Genomic DNA, 18823 nt, shown 5'->3' with positions numbered 1-18823 from the left:
ATTTCCGGCCGCGATGCGCCTCCTATCTGTGAGAAATGCGGGCTAAAACCGTGACGAGACGGCCACTATTGTTGTTTTGCATGATTCCACTCCCAGGGGAGGCACTGAGGATACGGAAGCGACGCCTCCCTGACGGCGCTTCCAGCTGATGACAAAAACCCGTTCAGCATACCCTGCCGGTCGGCGCCGTGCACCAGGCTCATCGTCATCGTCGATATGACGCGTATCAGGGCGGACTCGCCTCTTCGAGCACTTCCTCGCAGCCCGTTCCCGAATCGGGCCGCGGCGCCAGGAATACTGCACCCAGATAGCGCGCGGCGAGGCCATAGGCCACCACCCAGGCGGCAACGCTCACCGCCTGCAGACCCGCGATCGGCAGGCCGGGCAGGCCCGAGGCCGCGCGCGCCAGCGCCGCCACCACCAGCCCGACTGCGGCCAGCAGTACCCAGGACCTCATGTCCAGTTCGTGGCCCGCATGTGTGCGCCCGGCGATGCACAGCACGCCGAAGATCGATACCCCCATCGCGCCGATTGTCAGCAAGTGCAGGCCTGCACTGGGCGCCACCGGCACACCGAGCAGGGCCAGGCCGCTCAAGGCATAGCCTGCCGCCATCAGCCAATACACCACGTAGAGCATGAGTGCCCAGCGCGACAGCAGCGCGCGGCCGACATGCCAGTCGTTGAGCAGGTTGAGCACGGCGGCAGCCGCAGCCAGCGCCACCCACCCGGCAATGACCGATCCGGGCAGCACGAACTCGACCGCGGTGTACAGCGCCACACCGAAGATGGCGAGATTGCGTCGCGGCGGACGCGCGCGGTAATCAGGCAGGTCGTCGTCCTCGCCATGGCGGCGGGCCGCAGCACCATCGCGTCGCAGACGCTCGGCATCGAGCGCATCGTTGACGATGCGCATGGAGATGCGGCTCAAGGCGACCACGATCAGCACCATCATCACGCCGACACCTACCTTTACCCAGCGCATCGGATACAGCCCGCCCAGGGCGTCGGCATGGAAGCCGGCCAGCGCCAGCCACATCGCGCCCAGCCCCCACAGGAAGGCGAGGTGGCGACGCTCGGGGTCGCGCCACAGGCGCGGTGCGACGAGCGCGATCAGCGCGCCGAGAAAGCCCAGGTTGAGCACCGCCGCCAGGGCCTCCCCAACAACGCCCAATGTCCCGGACAGCCAGAAGGCGAGACGGGCAGCCGCCCACAGCAGGACCATACCGAGCGCGACACGGCGCCCCAGGGCGGGCGTACCGGTGAACTCGGGCACCGCCGTCAGCAGAAAGCCCGCCACCGCAGCCAGTCCGAAACCGAACATCAGCTCATACGCATGCCAGACGATCGGGCCGCCGGACACGGCCGGCACGCCCAGCCCCCAGGCAAGAAAGCCCAGCCAGATCGACAGCAGAATCACGGCGTACCCGGCCGTGGCGAGGAAGAAGGGGCGAAAGCCGCACATGAACAGCGGCCGCGCCGCCAGCTGGTCGAACAAGGTGTCGCGAGTCGTAAAGCGCATGACGTGTACGCCTCAGCCGCCGCAGCGCGCGCCGCCACGGGCGCCCAGCACCGGCTCGGCGGGCACGACCAGGCGCAAGCCTGCACCCGGGCGCACTGCCGGCACCTCAGCCAACGCAGGCACGCCGGGCGGCAGGCCGAAGCTGTCGCGCACCGCCTCCGCCTGCAGCAGTTCCGCGGTATGGTGATAGACCCAGGCGTCGTCCCTGCTCGCCGCGGGCTGACCGAGCTCGAACCGGCACACGATGCGCCCGGGCGTGGGCGCCATCACCAGGATGGCGTCGGACAGGCGGACAGCCTCCATGAGGTCGTGGGTGATCATCAGCACGCCCATGCCTTGCTCGGCCTGCTGCGCCAGCAGCAGGCGGTAGAGCTCTTCCTTGAGACCGACATCGAGCGCCGAGAAGGGCTCATCGAGCAGCAGCAGTTCGGGCGCCAGCACCAGCGCGCGCGCAAGCGCAACACGGCTCTGCATGCCGCCCGACAACTGGTGGGGAAACTTGTCGAGGTCGCGATGCGCGAGACCCAGGCGCAGGGCAAGCTCGCGAGCGCGAAAGTGGCGCTCGTCGCGCCCCACGCCGGCGGCCTTGAGACCGAGGGCGATGTTGTCGAGCGCCGTCTTCCATGGCAGCAGGCGTGGCTGCTGGAACATGAAGGCGGTGCTCGAAAAGCTGTTCGACACCTCACCCGCCTGCACCGTCAACAGACCGGCAGCAAGGTGCAGCAGCGTGGTCTTGCCACAACCCGAGGGGCCGACCAGGGCGACCACCTCTCCCGCACGCAGGCGGAAATCGATGCCGGCCAGTACCTCGTCGCGCCCGAAGGCGTGATCGAGCGCGCGGATGCGCAGTTCATGCTGCGTGCCGGCCGCTGCCGGCAGTGTGCCGATGCTCATGTGCCCTGCTCCCGCCAACGCTCAACCTCGCGCTTGATCGGTTCGAGCACCAGGTACTCCACCGCCAGCAGCAAGCCGACCACCGCCGCGATCCAGGCCATGGTCGACGCCGTGTCCAGGTGCGAGCGCGACACCGCGAGCGCCGCACCGACGCCATCCTGGGTGGCGAGCAGCTCGGCCATCACCACCACCTTCCAGGCCGTGCCGAGCGCGGCGATCCAGGCCGGGAACAGGTAAGAGACGACATGCGGCAGATAGACGTCGACGAACATCATTCGCCGCGGCAGGCGGAAGGCCTCGGCCATGCCGCGCAGGTGGTTGTCGAGCGTGCGCGTGCCCTGCAGCGCCCCGATAAAGATCACCGGGAAGGCAGCGACGAAAACGGTGAACACCGGTGTGCCGTCGCTCGCGCCGAACCACAGCATGGCGAGCACCAGCCAGGCGATCGGCGGCGTGCCCATGAGCACGGTGACGAGCGGGCGCGACATCATGGATGCGGTCATCGACAGCCCGGCGACCAGCCCCAGCACACTGCCGGCAAGCACCGCCAGAACATAGCCTGACAGCGCGCGGCGAGCAGTGGCGGCGAGCTCGGGCCAGGCAGCGCCGCTGTCGATGAGCGCCCACAGCGTGGCGAAGGCCGAACGCGGGTCGGGCATGACCAAGGGCCCGTAAACGAGGCTCACCGCCTCCCAGGCGGCGAGCAGCAGGAACAGGCTGGCGATCGCGCCCCAGCCGCTCCACAGGTAGGCGGGCAACCCGGCGAGCCAGGCGCGCAGCAGCGTCATTGCATCCCCGCTCCGGCGTAGAAGCCATCATCGGGGAGCTTGCCACCGACCAACGCGGGGTTCTTTGCAAGCAGGTGTCCGTACATGAACTCGAGTTCGGCGCGCGCTGCCGCCGCCGGCACGGCGTCGAGCTGGCTCACCGCGATCGAATCGGCCACCGCCTCGGCGCTGAGCATGTCGATGCGTGCCGCCACCGCCTTGCCACAGGCTTCGGCGTTGGCCTTGCACCAGGCCAGCGAGCGCACGTACTCGGCCTCGATGCGCGCGACCAGCTCGGGGCGCGCGCGCAGGGCGCCCATCACCGCAATGCCGGCCTGCGGGATGCGTGCCTCGCGAGCGAACACCCGCCCCCACTCCTGCTGCAGGTCGACGCTGCGGTGGAGCTCGGGGGCAAGCACGCTGAGCGGGAATGAGCCCGTCTTGCGCAAGGCCATCGAGGCGGCAGGCTCGGCAAGCAAGGCATGGTCGACGCGACGCATGACCAGCAGCTGCATCGCATCGACCGGGCTGGCAACGTAGCGCAGGTTCAGATCCTTCCTGACGTCAATGCCCTGCTGCTCGGCCAGCAGCTGCAGCACGATGTCGGGCATGTCGCCGCGAAACGGCATCGCCAGCTCCTTGCCGCGCAGGTCGGCAAGCGATTTGAGCGTCGGATCGCGCGACACCAGCCACAGCACGCCCCAGGTCGACACGTTGATGAGTTGCAGCTTGGCGCCGCGGTTGTACAGGTTGGCGGCGACGTTGGTCGGCATGGCGAGCACGTCGGCACGGCCGTCGAGCGCCATCACGCGCAGCTGGTCCGGGTCGCGCCAGGGCACGAACTCGACCACCTCGGCGACGTCGGCGAGCGCACCGGAGTCGGCCATGTGGATCAATGCATTCGACACCGAGGCCGAAGGCCCGGACAGGGTCAGCCTCGGCAGCTTCTGCGCATGTACGACGCCAGTGACGAGCAGGAAGGCGCATATCACGCACACGTGCAGCACGGCGCGTGTCCACGCCGGCAGCATCAGTGCGCGCCGCTCGCTCCGGGCGGCCACCGCCCCCTTCTCCGCGCCCGACGCGCCCGATGCACCCCCGAAGCGCTGCGTCGAGCGGTCCGCAAACACGACGCCGCGCGAGCGCCGGCGTCGTCCTGAGTAGCGGTGGCCGTTTTCCATATCAGAAGCTCCCGTTCAGGCTGAGTGCGACACCGCGCCCGGGCGCGGCAAGCTCGTTGCCGGAGACGCCGTCGGTCTGATGCTCGTGGTAGCGCTTGTCGGCGAGATTGGTGAGCTGTACGGCCAGGCCGGCGGACTCGAAGGCGCCGACCTTGCCGAAGTGCCAGCCGAACCCGGCATCCGCGGTGACGAAGCCGGCGGTACGGTTCTCGGTGCCATTGGAGAAGCGCGTGGCGATGCGGTCCTGCTCGGCCACCGCGCGCAGCTGGGCGCGCCACCAGAAGCCGCGCTCGGCCGGCTGGCCAATGCCGAGCGTCAGCTCGGGCGCCGGCATCTGGAACAGCGGCTCGTTGTCCTGGTGGTTCTTGCCGCGCAGCCAGGTAAAGCCGGCGTCGGCAACGAAGGCGCCGAGCGGCATGCTGGCGCTGCCCTCGATGCCGTAGATGCTGACCTTGTCGAGGTTCTCCGTGCGCTTGAGCGGCAGGCCGGTACCCGGATGGCTGGCGCCGGTGATGCGCCCTGCGATGTAGTCGTCGATACGGGTGTAGAAGGCCGCCACGTTGTAGCTCAACCCGGCCGCGGTGGACTTCAGGCCGATCTCGAAGCTGGTCGACACTTCGGGGTCGAGCTGCGGGTTGCCGACATGGAAGTAGCCATCCCCGCGCGCCGAGTCCTCGAAGCGCTCGCGCATGTCGGCAGCGCGGTAGGCGCGACCGATGTTGGCGTACGCGTTCAGCGCCTCGGCCAAGGGGTGCACCACCCCCAGGGACCACGACAGGTTGTTGTCCGACTTCTTCAGCCCGGTCGTACGAGCATCCGCACCCCAGCCTTTCTGAGCCGCATTGCCCGTGACGCGGTCGTAGCGCGCGCCCGCCACCAATCGCGTGACACCCAGCTCGAACTCGTCCTGCACGAACACCCCTGCGGACTTCACCCTCCCCCTGCTGAAAGGGTCGTTGCGCACGGTAGCCTCAAAGCCGGTCGCCGGATTGCCCATATAGCGCTCCGGGCTGCCCTTCATCTCCCATGTATCGACACCCACCGTCAGCAGATGTGCCCCCGCTAACGGGAAGACATACTTCGCCTTCGCTCCATTGGTGGAGAACGTAACGTCGTTGCGCACGTAATTCTTGCCGAACCGCTCGGTATACGCGCGAATCTGGCGAAAGACCTCCTGACGGTACACCTCGGCCGAGAGGGTCCCATCACCTAACGTCATGTCGGTGCCGAGTTCGTAAAGCTCGCGGCGCTGCTCGGGAGAATGGATTGTGACCTCTCCCAAAGGCGTCTCTGCGTAACTGCCATCGGGCAAGCGTCTGCGAAAGCTCTGCTCCCGTGCCGAGCCGGGGTACCAGACATCCTCGTCGTTATGGCGCTGCAGGTTCAGGCGCAGGCTGACACCGTCGGCGACGCGGTGGCGGTACTTCGCCAGCAGCGTGTCGGACTGGTAGCCGGTGCGCGCCTCACGCCCATCGGGACTGCGATAGTCATCGACGTCACGGCCGGCGACGCCGAGCACGAGCGCATTGTCGGCACTGGCATGCTGCAGCAGCAGCGCGCCGGCAATGCCCTTGTCGACGCTGCTGAAGCGGACACCCGCTCGGCCGCCGGTGCGCGCCTGGTCGCTGAATTCGGCCTCGGGTGTGATCAGGTTGACCACACCGCCCATCGCGCCACTGCCGTACAACACCGAACCCGGCCCCTTGACCACCTCGACGCGCTCGAGCAGGCCGAGATCCATGAACGATGCGATCGCCCCCTGCGGCTGGGCGGAATTGACCCGCAGGCCATCGACCATGACCACCACGCTTTCCTTCTTGAGCCCACGCAGCACCGGATTCTGCCCCCAGGCACCGTCGGACTGCGCCGACAGGCCCGGCTTGCCGCGCAACAGCTCGCCGGCTACTGCGCCGCTCGCCGCAGGAGCGTGGAGGATCTCGACCGCCTGTGGCGTCTCCAGCACGTCGGCGGCATAGCCTTTGGCGGTGACGACCTGGGTGCCGAGCACGGTGTCGGCCGCGACCGCAGGCAAGGAAGCGAAGGAAAGGCCCAGCATCGCCGGGGCCAGCGCGCGCAGACGCAAATGCATGACAGCTCCAAGGGTTCTCGAGCTGGCTGGCGGCGGCTGGCTTGCTCTTCAGGATATAAGGATCGGACGAAATGATAATACAAAAATGCGAATTATTCGCATTTGATCCCGATCAAAAAAACCCTCCTCCTGTGTCGCCCTTGCGTACCTGTCAGCGCCAGGTCACGGTAGCGGCAAGCAGATAGCCTGCGCCATACACGGTCTTGATGAACTTGCCGCTATGCCCGCCCTGCTCGAAACGCTTGCGCAAGCGCGACACGCGCAGATCGATGCTGCGATCGAGGGCGGACACGTCGCGCCCGGCGAGCAACTGCTCGCGCGACAGGATCTGGTTGGGACGCTCGAGGAAGGCGATGAGCAACTGCGACTCGGCCAGACTCAGGGTCTCCTCGACCCCCTCTGGCGACACCAGGCGATGCGTGCCGCGCTCGAAGGTCCAGCCTGCAAAGCAGGCAACGCCCGGGGGCTGGGCGCAGGCCGCCGGCTCGGGCTGGTAACGGCGCAGGATGCTGCGCACGCGCGCGATGAGTTCGCGCGGCTCGAAGGGCTTGACCACATAGTCGTCGGCGCCGAGCTCGAGGCCCATCACACGGTCATGGGTATCGTCACGGCCGGTGGCAATGAGCAGACCGAAGCGATGACGGCCACGCACCTGCTGCAGCACCTCCATGCCGTCCATGTCGGGCAGGCCGAGGTCGAGGATGGCGAGATCGGGCGACTGCATGCGCAACTGGCGCAGGAATTCACCCCCGGTCGGGAACACCGCATGGCGGTAGCCGAAGCGCTCGAGCGTACCGGTGATCAGCCGCGCCACCGCGGCATCGTCCTCGACGACGTGAATCAACGCCTGCCCTGGCTGTGCCCTGTCGCTCAACTCGGCCCCCTCAAGCTTGAAGCATGCTTTGCCCGCGGCGCGATTGGCGGCGCGGACGCTCAGGCGATCGCGGCATGCAGCGCGGCGGCAAGCTGCTCTGCGCTGAAGGGCTTGTCGAGCACCTGCACGTTCGCTTCCTCGCGGCCGTCCTCCGCCTTGTCGGCGTAGCCGCTCATCAGCACCAGCGGCAACTCGGGCCGGAAACGGCGCACGAAGCGTGCAAGCGCACGCCCGTCCATGCCCCCCGGCATCACGATGTCGGACAACACCAGGCCGATCGCGGGGATATTCTCGACCATGTCGGCGGCCTCGTGGCCACTTTCGGCCTCGAGCACGGCGCAGCCAAGCGCCGAAAGCTGCTTGCGCACGACGTCGCGCACCTTGTCGTCGTCCTCTACGAGCAGGACCAGGCGCCCCTCGAGCGCCGCTGCCGGCGCCACGCTCACGGGTGGCAGCGCGACCGCTTGCACCTGCTGCGGCGCCTGCGGCAGCAGGAGCGACAAGGTGGTGCCGACTGCCTGCCGGCTACGGATCCGCACCCCCCCGCCCGACTGCTTGATGAACCCATACACCATCGGCAACCCGAGACCACTGCCGCGGCCAAAGCTCTTGGTGGTGAAGAAGGGCTCGAACACCCGCGCCAGCGTCGCGCTATCCATGCCCGTGCCGTTGTCGCTGACCGCAATCTGGACATAGCAGCCGGGCGGCAGTTCAAGGTCGGCCGCCGCCCGCCCCTCGATGCACTCGAGCGAACACTCGATGCGCAGCTCACCTCCATTGGGCATGGCGTCGCGGGCATTGAGGGCGAGATTGAGCAGTGCGCTCTCGAGCTGGTTGGGGTCGACCAGCGCGCGCAGATCGACGTCGCGGGAGGCCGTTGAGATGGCGATCGTGCTCGGCAACGAGCGCCGGATCATGCGTGCCATGTCGAGCACGAGGCCATTGACCTCGACCACCACCGGCGCGATCGGTTGCCGGCGCGAGAAGGCGAGCAGCCTGCGCACCAGTCCGGCGCCGCCCTCGGCGGCCGCCATCGCCGGCTGCACATATTCGTCCACCGCGGGATGTTCGCCCAGCACCTCGATCAGGCCCTGCAGGTTGCCCATCACCACGGTGAGCATGTTGTTGAAGTCGTGGGCGAGACCGCCGGTGAGCTGGCCGATCGCCTCCATCTTCTGCGCCTGGGCGAGCGCGTCCTGCGTGCGGCGCTGTTCGGTGATGTCGACCGCATGCACGTAGCAGCCGATCACCTCACCATCCGGCCCGAAATCGGGCACCAGGGTGCTGCGCGTAAAGCGCGTCTCGCCGTCCGGGCCGGGCATGCTGTACTCGTAGCTCACCTGCTCGCCGGCAAGCGCGCGGCGCACCTTGTCCTCGACCTGGGCAAACACGTGGGGGCCGATCACCTCAGGGATGGGGCGGTCCTTCATTGCCTCGCTGGTGGTACCGAACCACTGCGCGTAACGCTTGTTGCCGTAGCGGAACACCCAGTCGTGATCGAAGTAACCCACATGGGCCGGAATCGTATCGGTGATCTGGCGCAGGCGCAGTTCGCTGTGACTGAGCCGCTCCTCGCTCGACATCTGCTGCTCCCGACTCATCCCCGTGGCGCTCCAACTCAGTCCGCAATCACCCGCACAAAACCGGCCCATTCTATGCCTGTGTCGGCCATGCGGACGCCCAGGACACGATTCAGTACATTCCCACGCAATTACGGACAAGATGTTTTGTCATTCTCCATACCCGACGGTATGGAGACCCAGGCCGTCCCTGGGCTCGCCATCCCGATCGCCAACCTGTTGCACACATCTGGGAGTGGAGAAGGATGTCGAAGACTGCATACGAACAAGGACTGGACAAGAATCCGGCGAACTACGTGCCCCTGTCGCCGCTCAGCTTCATCGAGCGCACCGCCATGGTGTACCCCGCGCGCACCAGCGTCGTGCACGGCGCTCGCAGCTATACCTGGGCGCAGACCTACGAGCGCTGCCGCCGCCTGGCGAGCGCGCTGGTCGCCCACGGCGTGGGCAAGGGCGACACGGTGGCGGTGATGCTGCCCAACGTGCCGCCAATGTTCGAGGCCCACTTCGGCGTGCCGATGACGGGCGCCGTGCTCAACACGCTCAACACCCGGCTCGACGCCGAGGCCATCGCCTTCATGCTCAAGCATGGCGAGGCCAAGGTGCTGATCACCGACCCCGAGTTCGCGGGCGTGATCCGTGGCGCACTCGAGTTGCTCGACGGCGACAAGCCGCTCGTCATCGACGCGCTCGACTCCGAGTACCCGGGCACCGAGCGCGTCGGAACGCTCGAGTACGAAGAGGTCCTCGCCGGCGGCAACCCCAACTACGCCTGGCGCCTGCCGGCCGACGAGTGGGACGCGATCGCGCTCAACTACACCTCGGGCACCACCGGCAACCCCAAGGGGGTGGTCTACCACCACCGTGGCGCATATCTGAACGCCGCCTCCAACATCATCAGCTGGGGCATGCCGCAGCACTCGGTCTACCTGTGGACGCTGCCGATGTTCCACTGCAACGGCTGGTGCTTCCCGTGGACCCTGGCAGCCAACGCCGGCGTCAACGTCTGCCTGCGCAAGGTCGATCCGGCGCTCATCTTCGAGCTGATCCGCAGCCAGAAGGTCACCCACATGTGCGGCGCGCCGATCGTGTACGGCATGCTGATCAACGCCCCGGACGCACTGCGCGCCGGCATCGAGCACAGCGTTGCCGGCCTCATCGCAGGTGCCGCGCCCCCGGCCGCGATCATCGAAGGCGCCGAGCGCATCGGCTTCGACATCACCCACGTCTATGGCCTGACCGAAACCTACGGTCCGGCATCGGTGTGCGCCAAGCACCCCGAGTGGAACGAACTGCCGATCGACCGCCGCGCCGAGCGCAACGGCCGCCAGGGCGTGCGCTACCACATGCAGGAAGCAATCACCGTGCTCGACCCGACCACGATGGAGCCGGTGCCCGCCGACGGCGAGACCATGGGCGAGATCATGTTCCGCGGCAATCTGGTGATGAAGGGCTATCTCAAGAACGAGAAGGCCACGAATGAAGCCTTCGCGGGCGGCTGGTTCCACACCGGCGACCTCGCGGTCATGCACCCCGACGGCTACGTCAAGATCAAGGACCGCTCCAAGGACGTGATCATCTCCGGCGGCGAGAACATCTCCTCGCTTGAGGTCGAAGAGGTGCTGTACCGCCACCCCGCAGTGCTGACTGCCGCCGTGGTCGCCAGGCCCGACGAGAAGTGGGGCGAGGTGCCCGCCGCCTACATCGAGGTCAAGGACGGCGCCGGCGTGACCGCGGACGACATCATCGCCCACTGCCGCGAACACCTCGCTCGCTACAAGGTGCCCAAGCACATCGAGTTCTGCGTCCTGCCCAAGACCTCGACCGGCAAGATCCAGAAGTTCGCGCTGCGCGAAATGGCCAAGTCCGCCTCGGCCATCGAGTAAGCACCCCGCAAGGCCCCCCGAGACCCGGGCGGCGGCCATCGTGCCGCGGCCCGGGCCTCCCCCAGCATAACGACAACCCAAGGAAGACAAACCATGTTGATTCAGCGCCAGCACGGCGCCGAGCATCCGTATTGGCCGCTCGGCCCGTTCAAGATCCGCCTGCCCTTCATCCACTATCGCTGGGAATACCCCGAGATGGTGCAGGGCCTGTTCATGTTCGTGGTCGGCCTGGCCATGATCCCCCTGCTGCAGAAGTACCTTGGCATGCCCTACGAGGCGGCGCTCGCCTTCTGCGTCATCGCCGGCATCGGCTACATGCTGCCGGCGCTGCTCGGCGTACCGCTCGTCCCGGGCTGGATCACCCCCGCGATTCCGGTCGTCATCCTCTTCCTGCAGGGCTTCGAGCCCGGACCCGAGGCGGTGCGTGCGATGTTCGCACTGCAAATCACGGTATTCGCCATCTTCCTGATCCTGGGCATCACCGGACTGGGCAACAGGCTGGTGACGATCATCCCCAACTCGCTCAAGAGCGGCATCATCATCGGCGCCGGCATCGCGGCAATGATGGGCGAACTCAAGGCCGGCGGCCGTATCGACAGCACCCCGATCTCGCTGCTGCTGGGCTCGATCGTGTCGGCCTACATCCTGTTCTCGCTCTCCTTCAAGCACATCGTCGAGACCAGCCGATTCGCCAAGACGATCTCCAACTTCGGCATGATCCCTGGCCTCTTCGTCGCCATCCTGGTGGGCTGGGCGGTCGGTGAATATCCGCTGCCGAGCATCGAGTGGGGCATCACCCAGCCCGACTTCAAGGGCATGACCGAGTACCTGATCTTTGCCGTCGGCATGCCCAGCCTGGACATGTTCCTGCTCGCCATCCCGACCGCGATCATCGCCTACGTGATCGCCTTCGGCGACATCCTGGTCGGCTTCACGCTGTGCAAGCGCGTCGACCACCTGCGCCCGGACGAGAAGATCGAGCTCGACGTCACCCGCGTGCACCTGGTCACCGCGCTGCGTAACGGTATCCACGCCTTCTTCGCCCCCTGGCCCGGCCTCGCCGGCCCGCTGTGGACCGCTGCCCACGCCACCGTGGCCGAACGCTACGCGCTGGGTCGCAAGTCGATGGACTCGATCTTCTCCGGCGGCGGTACGTTCTGGATCACCGGCTTCGTCGCGCTCTTCATCCTGCCGCTGGTGTCCTTCTTCAAGCCGGTGCTGCCGATCGCGCTGTCGCTGACCCTGGTGCTGACGGCCTACATCTGCATCATGGTGGGCATGGAAGAGCTGAAGAACTCGACCGAACGCGGCGTGGCCGGCATCGTGGCGGTGACGCTGGCCATGCCTGATCCGAAGGCGACCGTGTACGCGGTGGTGATCGGCCTGCTGCTGTACTGGCTGATCGAGCGTCCCAACGCCGCCCAGCGCGCCAAGCAGGACCTGTCGATCATCGGCGACAACACGGCCGACATCGAAGCCGGCGACGAGCACGGCGTGGCCAGGAAGTAATCGTCGAACCGGATCGCACGCTGCGCTGGGGCCCGCCCCGGCGCAGGCGGCCGCCGAGGGGGCTGGCGCTGTTAGCAGAAACGCTACCAGCCCAGCCCTTTTCTCATCAGCAGCAGCACCGCCATGCCGAGGATGAAGGGCAGCCAGGGGTTGCGCCAGCGCACGGCCACGGCAACCACCACGATGCCGGCGGCGAACTTGGGGTTGAAGGGATCGAAGCTGCCGCCATCGAGCAACAGGTCAGGCATCACCAGCGCCGACAGCGCCGCCGCTGGCGCATAGCGCAAGGCGCGCTGCAACGCAGGCGGCAGACGGCCTTTCTCGCCGGCGAGGATGAAGCTGCCACGGGTGAGGATGGTGGTCGAGCCGATCGCCAGCAAGGTCAGCCACAGCCACAGGCCCTCGCTCATCACGCCTTCGGTCATCGCACCGCCCTCCCCGCCAGCGCGCGTTCGGCGACAAACCCGGCACCGATGCCGAGCGCAATGCCGGCGATCAGGCCTAGACGCAACGGCAGCTCACGCAACAACACCGCGCCCAGGCCGCCGACCAGGGCTGCTACCCACATCGGGCGCGCGCGCAACATCGGGATCATCATCACCATCAGCGCGATCGTGGTCATGAACTCGAGCGACCAGTCGCGCGGAATCACGCCGGCCCCCAGCACGCCTCCCAGCACGCAGCACTGCCACAGCGCCCAGCAGTACAGCGAGGGCACGATGTAATAGCCCCAGCGCCAGTGCGGATCGTCCGCCTTGTGCAGCTTCTCGGCGCCGATCGCGAACATGCCATCGACCAGCAGGTAGCTCGACGCCAGGCGGCGCATGAAGGGGTGGCCGTGGAACACCGGCGCCAGTGCCGCGCTGAAGATGACGAAGCGCAGGTTGAGCACCAGCGCGGTAAGGAAGATCAGCCACAGCGGCGCGCCGCTGCCGATCAGCGGCAGCGTGCCGAGCTGGGCCGTGCCGGCATAGACCAGCAGGTTCATGCCCATGGCCTCGAGCGGCGACAGCCCGATCGAGCGCATGGCGATGCCGGTGACCACGGCCCAAGGCACGAGACCGACCGAAAGCGGCAGGAAGTCGCGCATGCCCTCGCGGGCACCGCGGCGGAAGGACGATTCCATGAGGCGTGGGTGCAAAAAGCGTCCAAGCATAACAGGCCATCGCAACAAGTCGATGTCAGCGCCCTGCCCGCACTGGATAAATCGCAAGCGGACTGCCAGGCCCGGGCGACATCGCCTTCAAGCCCTCGCGGCTCACGCCGCTCCCACGCGGGATGAGGCGCACCGCGGCCTGCTGTAGGAGCGGCGCCAGCCGCGAGCTTTTCCGAGCCAGACCCTGGCGGCATCGCCTTCAAGCCCTCGCGGCTCACGCCGCTCCCACACGGGATGAGGCGCACCGCGGCCTGCTGTAGGAGCGGCGCCAGCCGCGAGCTTTTCCGAGCCAGACCCGGGCGACATCGCCTTCAAGTCCTCGCGGCTGGCGCCGTTCCCACGCTGTGGCTCGAGCGCGGCAGGTGTCTGTCGGCGCGGCGCCTCGCAGGCACTCAGAACCCGAGCGCCTCGCCCGCACCGAACAGTGTCGCAATACCAAGGCCGAGGAAGATCGCTGCAGCAATGCCATGCACCAGCCGTACCGGCATGCGCGCGGCGATGCGGTCGCCGAGCACCACCGCCGGCACGTTGGCGATCATCATGCCCAGCGTAGTGCCTGCGACCACCGCAACCAGGGCCTGGTACTGCGCGGCCAGCGCCACGGTGGCGACCTGCGTCTTGTCGCCCATCTCGGCAAGGAATAAGGCGATCAGGGTGGCACCAAAGACACCAAGACGCGGCAGCTTGGCATCGTCTTCATCGAGCTTGTCGGGGATCAGCGTCCATACCGCCATCGCGATGAAGGACAGGCCCAGCACCCAGCGCAGGGTCTGCGGCCCCATCAGGGTGGTGAGCCAGGTGCCGACCGCAGCGGCGAAGGCATGATTCGCCAGGGTGGCGACCAGGATGCCGGCAATGATCGGCCATGGGCGGCGGAACTTGGCGGCAAGGATGAAGGCGAGCAGCTGCGTCTTGTCGCCGATCTCGGCAAGGGCGACGATGGCAGTGGAGATGAGGAAGGCGTCCATTCGATTCCAGTCCTGGCCGGCAGAAAACCCATGACCCCGCGCCACCCCGGCCATTGACGGCAGCAGCAGGGTCAAAGGTCTTGCCAGGTCCATGGACCCGTGCGCACCACGGCCGGACGGCCGAGCATGTTGGCGCGCACCCCTCCCGAGCTCCGGAGGGCGGCTACTCCCCAATGACGGCGCGGATTCTAGCCGAGCCCGCACACAGGGTCAAAGCGAAGTCGCCAACAAGCCAACAAACCAAGGGGGAAATCGGGGTCTGTCCCCTACACCCGCTTTAAGGGCGCCGTGGCCAGAAGATCACCCCGCCTGGCCGCGCTGCATCGCCATGCGATACACCAAGGGCACGGCGAACAAGGTCAGCACGGTCGAGAAGCCCAAGCCCCACACGATACTCGCCGCGACCGGCCCCCACATCAGCGACTTGCCGCCGAGGCCGATGGCGAGCGAGAACAGACCGCCGATGGTGGTGGTCGAGGTGATCAGGATCGGCACCACGCGCCGACGCGCGGCATAGATCGCGGCGTGCTGCACGCTCATGCCTGCGGCACGGCGCTCGTTGGCGGCGTCGATGAGGACGATCGCCGAGTTCACCGCAATGCCGGTGAGCGCAATCACGCCGTACAGGGTGTACAGCGACAGCGGATTACCCGACACCAGCAGGCCGAGGACGACGCCGGTGAAAGCCAGCGGCACGGTGACGAGGATGATGAAGGGCTGCCAGTAGCTGCGGAACTGAGCGGCCAGAATCAGGTAGATCAGGCCAAGGCCCAGCAGGAACAGGCGCCCCATCGAATCGAGACTCTCCTGGATGTCCTCGAGCTCGCCCGAGAAATCCAGTTCCACGCCCGGATACTGCGGCTGCAGCCGCTCCCAGGCGGCCTTGAGGCGGTTGTTGGCCTCCAGCGTGTCGATCTCGCTGCGCTCGAGCTCGGCTTCGACGGTGATCGCGCGGGTCAGCTGGTAGTGGCGGATGTAGCCTTTGGACAGGCGCAGCTCGTGGTCCACCAGGTCGCCCAACTGCACGCTGCCGCCCGCAGGCAGAGGCACGGGCCGCTGCAAGAGTTCGGTCACGTCGGCGAAGGGTTCGGCACGTGCGCGCACCACGACCTCGACCTTCTCGCCGGCGTCGCGCGTGGTCGCGACGATCTCGCCCTCGCCGTACAGACGCAGCAGGCGCGACACCTCGTGCGCCCCCACCCCGGCACGCGCGAGCTTCTCGCGGTTGAGCACCAGACGCATCTCGTTGCGCCCGGCCACATCATCGTCGGTCAGGTCGCGCACGCCCGGAAGCCCGGCCACTTCGGCCATCACCGCATCGGCCGCCGCACGCAACACGGCATAGTCGTCCGACTTGACCTTCACCGACACAGGCTTGGCCGTCGGTGGTCCGCCCTTGATCTCCATGAAGGAGTACCGCGCCTCGCCGTCAAGCGCCTCGATCAGCGGACGCAACTCGGCGATGAGCTCGCCGGTGTCGCGCATGTCGCCGTTGCGTGGCGTCAGCGACACCAGCACCTGTGCGTACTGGTCACCATAAACCGGCTCGGTGTCGGTGAACTTGAGCCCGGCATAGGGCGTGATCGAGCGCAACTCGGCAGGATCGATCGTGCGTGCCAGCACCTCGGCGGCACGCTCGGCGGCGGCCAGCGAACGCTCGGGAGTGACGCCGGGCGGCATATCGACGCTGACGTAGAACAGACGCATCGAGTCGAAGGCGAAGAACTCCATCTTCACCCAGCCTCCGCCGACCGCCCCGCCAGCGCCTGCCATCACCATAACCAGGACGGCAACGCCCAGGCGCGGGCGGCGCAACACGCCGACCAGGGCACGCGCGTACTTCACCCGCAGCCAATGGGTGAAGCGCTCGCGCAGCACCTGCGCTCGCGTGCGCCGCTGCGCGGGCCGCACCTTCAGGGCGAGGATATGCGTGGGCAGGATCCAGAACGCCTCGAAGAGGCTGATCAGCAGGCCAACGGTCACAACGAAAGGCACGATGAACATGAAGCTGCCCAGGATGCCCGGCAGCAGCATCAGCGGCAGGAAGGCAGCGATGGTAGTCAGCACCGCTGCCAGCACCGGCAGCCCGACTTCGCGCACGCCACCGATTACCGCTGCATGGGGCTCATCCCCACGTTGCAGACGGTAATAGATCGCCTCGACCACCACGACTGCATCATCGACGAGCATGCCAAGCGCGATCACCACGCCCAGCAGCACGGTGAGGTTGAGCGTCGAGCCGATCAGCTCGGCGGCGATGAAGGTGCCCGCCAGCGAGAACGGTACGCCCAGCGCCACCAGCAGGGCCAGCCGCGAACCGAGGAAGATCCAGCACATCAGCAGCACCGCAGCGAGACCGAACAGCGCGTTCGACTCCATGACCCCGATCGCGTGGCGCGTGGCGTGCGTCTGATCGTCGATCAGCGCCAGCTGAACGCCCTGCGCAGCGAGCAACATGTTGCGATCGGCGGCAAACTGCTGAAGGCGCTCGACCAGCTGCAGGGTATTGGCGTCGGGCTGCTTGGTGATCGAGAACATCACCGCGGGCTGCCCGCCGTAGCTGACAAGCTGGTTCGCGCGCTCGCTGCCGCGCACCACCGCGGCGACCTCGTCGACGGCAACGCGCCCCTGCGGCGTCACCACCGCGACCTGGGCCAGCGCATCGGGGTCGGGCGTCTTGCCTTCGAGGCGGACCAGCCATTCGCGGTCCTCAACCCTGACCCGGCCGCCGAGCGTGTTCTGGAACCAGGCCGCGACGCTATCGGAAAGCGCGATCGGCGACAGCCCTGCCGCCGCCAGCCGTGCCGGATCGAAATCGACCTGTAGTTGCGGGTCGTCCAGCCCGGCCGCGATCACCTGATCAACGCCGGACAGGCCCTCTATCTCCTTCTTGAGCACGAAGCCTGCACGCCGCAGGCGCTCACCGCCGCTGCCGTGCAGCACCATCACCGCGGTCGGAAACCCGTTCGAACTGGTGATCTCGAGCACCATCGGGTCGGTCGCATCGGGCGGCAACTCCGCCGCCGCCTTGTTCTGGATCTCGCGCCGCAGGTCGTTCACGCGCTTGTCGAACTGGCGCTCGGAGACCTCCTCGAAGCGCACCAGGATCGACGACATGCCCTCGCGGCTGGACGAGGACACGAAACGGATATCCTTGACCTGCTTGATCGCATCCTCCAGCGGCCCGGTGAGCTCGCGCTCGACATCCTCGGCCGAGGCCCCGGGCAGGCTGGTCATGATGCTGACCCAGTTGAAGTTGATCTCCGGATCCTGCGCGCGCGGCATGGTGAGATAGGCGAACAGGCCCGCTACCAGCACCAGGATGAAAGTGATGTTGGCCAGCGGATGGTTGTCGATCAGCCGGCCATAAACGCCGCCGCCGTGATCACCGCGCATCGGCGCACTCACCGCGCTTCCGCCGCGCGCTCGGCGTGAAGGTCGAGCGCGAAGCGCCCGTCGTCGACGAGTTCGGTCGCCAACGGCCAATCCACCGCCAACGGCCGGCCCGCCTGAGCCTGCGGCAAGGGTATGAACTGCGGCTGGCCATCGCGAACGACCCAGGCACCCAGCAGGCCCTTGCGCTGCTGCAGGTAAGCCGCGGGCAGGTGCGGGTCCGTGCTGCGCCAGCGCAACTCGCCCGCCAGCCCGGGGGCGAGCGCACTTGCCGCCACCAGCACCGCCTCGCGCACCTGGCCCGCGGTTTCTACAACAGGCGAGATACGCCGCACCGACAACTCATGGGCGGCGTCGCCGACATGCAGTCGCCAGGCCTGGGCGCGCTCGAAAGCCTCGACCTGGCTGGCCGGTACACGGGCGCGGACCTCGACCTCATCGCTCGCCGCCAGGGTGAGCAAAGGCATGCCCGGGCTTGCCAGGTCGCCTACGCTGGCGCTGCGGCTGCGCACGACACCCGCGTAGGGCGCACGTACCACGCAGCGCGCAAGGGCAAGCTCGGCGGACGCGACCGAAGCCGCGGCCGCAGCACGCTCGCTCTCGAGCACGCCGACCTCGGTCTCGCGGATGCGCAAGCCGTCGGCGCTGATGAAACCGCGCGCTGCCAGCGCACGCGCCTGTGCAAGCTGGGCACGCGCCAGCTCGATGCGGCTATCGACCAGGGCGCGCTGGGCGCGGGCGCGTTCGAGTTCGATGCGGTAGGCCGCATCATCCAGACGCACCAGCACTGCACCGCGCGCAACGGCCTCACCCTCTCGCACCGGCATGGCAAGGATACGTGCGGAAAGCTCGGCGGCGATGCCGGCTTCGTCACGCGCGTGGACTGCAGCGGGTATGCGGAACTCGGGGTAAAGGGCGATCTCGGACAGGGGTTTCGCGCTCCACTCAGTCGCCAACGACAGCGTGGGAAGCAACAGCAACACAACAGCGAGGACTCTCATCGCAGC

14 protein-coding genes and 1 riboswitch are annotated in these 18823 nt (G+C 67.4%); of the genes, 2 read left to right on the top strand and 12 right to left on the bottom strand.

All coding sequences use genetic code 11. The annotated features are described in order from the left end of the window. Nucleotides 1–226: 226 nt before the first annotated feature. The 7 genes from C662_RS12510 to C662_RS12480 form a co-directional block, all read right to left on the bottom strand. Complete coding sequence (locus tag C662_RS12510) at nucleotides 227–1519, bottom strand: NnrS family protein (RefSeq protein ID WP_002929574.1); 1293 nt, start codon at nucleotides 1517–1519, stop codon at nucleotides 227–229. 12 nt (nucleotides 1520–1531) lie between these two features. After that, nucleotides 1532–2413 carry an ABC transporter ATP-binding protein gene (locus C662_RS12505; protein ID WP_002929573.1) on the bottom strand — a complete coding sequence of 294 codons (882 nt, stop codon included), beginning with the start codon at nucleotides 2411–2413 and terminating at the stop codon, nucleotides 1532–1534. Next, nucleotides 2410–3201: an ABC transporter permease gene (locus C662_RS12500; protein ID WP_002929571.1), complete on the bottom strand. Its 792-nt coding sequence runs from the start codon at nucleotides 3199–3201 to the stop codon at nucleotides 2410–2412. Before C662_RS12500 ends, C662_RS12505 begins: the two co-directional genes overlap by 4 nt. Continuing rightward, nucleotides 3198–4361 (bottom strand): ABC transporter substrate-binding protein, encoded by a 1164-nt coding sequence (locus C662_RS12495; protein WP_002929569.1) that lies wholly within the window; start codon nucleotides 4359–4361, stop codon nucleotides 3198–3200. Before C662_RS12495 ends, C662_RS12500 begins: the two co-directional genes overlap by 4 nt. Before the next feature lies 1 nt (nucleotide 4362). Beyond that, the gene (locus C662_RS12490; RefSeq protein ID WP_002929567.1) at nucleotides 4363–6450 is read right to left on the bottom strand and encodes a TonB-dependent receptor plug domain-containing protein; all 2088 of its coding nucleotides are present in this window, start codon (nucleotides 6448–6450) and stop codon (nucleotides 4363–4365) included. 151 nt (nucleotides 6451–6601) lie between these two features. Further along, entirely contained in the window at nucleotides 6602–7294 is a 693-nt protein-coding gene (locus tag C662_RS12485; RefSeq protein WP_002929565.1) for a response regulator transcription factor, read from the bottom strand. 89 nt (nucleotides 7295–7383) lie between these two features. Then, nucleotides 7384–8925, bottom strand: a complete 1542-nt coding sequence (locus C662_RS12480) for a PAS domain-containing sensor histidine kinase (protein ID WP_002929564.1) — start codon at nucleotides 8923–8925, stop codon at nucleotides 7384–7386. 224 nt (nucleotides 8926–9149) lie between these two features. Between C662_RS12480 and C662_RS12475 the strand changes: the two genes are divergently transcribed. Next, complete coding sequence (locus C662_RS12475) at nucleotides 9150–10790, top strand: acyl-CoA synthetase (protein ID WP_002929561.1); 1641 nt, start codon at nucleotides 9150–9152, stop codon at nucleotides 10788–10790. Between the two features lie 93 nt (nucleotides 10791–10883). Beyond that, complete coding sequence (locus C662_RS12470; RefSeq protein WP_002929559.1) at nucleotides 10884–12299, top strand: solute carrier family 23 protein; 1416 nt, start codon at nucleotides 10884–10886, stop codon at nucleotides 12297–12299. An 83-nt stretch (nucleotides 12300–12382) separates the two neighbouring features. On the opposite strand, the gene C662_RS12465 is transcribed toward C662_RS12470, so the two are convergent. From C662_RS12465 to C662_RS12445, 5 genes are all read right to left on the bottom strand, one after another. Beyond that, on the bottom strand, nucleotides 12383–12724 hold the full coding sequence (locus C662_RS12465) for an AzlD domain-containing protein (RefSeq protein WP_002929557.1): 342 nt from the start codon (nucleotides 12722–12724) through the stop codon (nucleotides 12383–12385). Next, the gene (locus tag C662_RS12460; RefSeq protein ID WP_002929555.1) at nucleotides 12721–13425 is read right to left on the bottom strand and encodes an AzlC family ABC transporter permease; all 705 of its coding nucleotides are present in this window, start codon (nucleotides 13423–13425) and stop codon (nucleotides 12721–12723) included. Before C662_RS12460 ends, C662_RS12465 begins: the two co-directional genes overlap by 4 nt. 422 nt (nucleotides 13426–13847) lie before the next feature. Continuing rightward, the gene (locus C662_RS12455) at nucleotides 13848–14423 is read right to left on the bottom strand and encodes a TMEM165/GDT1 family protein (RefSeq protein WP_002929553.1); all 576 of its coding nucleotides are present in this window, start codon (nucleotides 14421–14423) and stop codon (nucleotides 13848–13850) included. A 2-nt stretch (nucleotides 14424–14425) separates the two neighbouring features. After that, a riboswitch (yybP-ykoY riboswitch) is annotated at nucleotides 14426–14615 on the bottom strand. A gap of 108 nt (nucleotides 14616–14723) precedes the next feature. After that, nucleotides 14724–17819 (bottom strand): efflux RND transporter permease subunit, encoded by a 3096-nt coding sequence (locus tag C662_RS12450; RefSeq protein ID WP_002929551.1) that lies wholly within the window; start codon nucleotides 17817–17819, stop codon nucleotides 14724–14726. 8 nt (nucleotides 17820–17827) lie between these two features. Next, complete coding sequence (locus C662_RS12445) at nucleotides 17828–18817, bottom strand: efflux RND transporter periplasmic adaptor subunit (RefSeq protein ID WP_232433264.1); 990 nt, start codon at nucleotides 18815–18817, stop codon at nucleotides 17828–17830. Nucleotides 18818–18823: the final 6 nt, after the last annotated feature.

The organism is Thauera sp. 28 (genome assembly GCF_000310145.2).
GTDB lineage: Bacteria > Pseudomonadota > Gammaproteobacteria > Burkholderiales > Rhodocyclaceae > Thauera > Thauera mechernichensis.
Note: the sequence above shows the minus strand (reverse complement) of the source record. Positions and strands in the feature narration are given on the sequence as shown.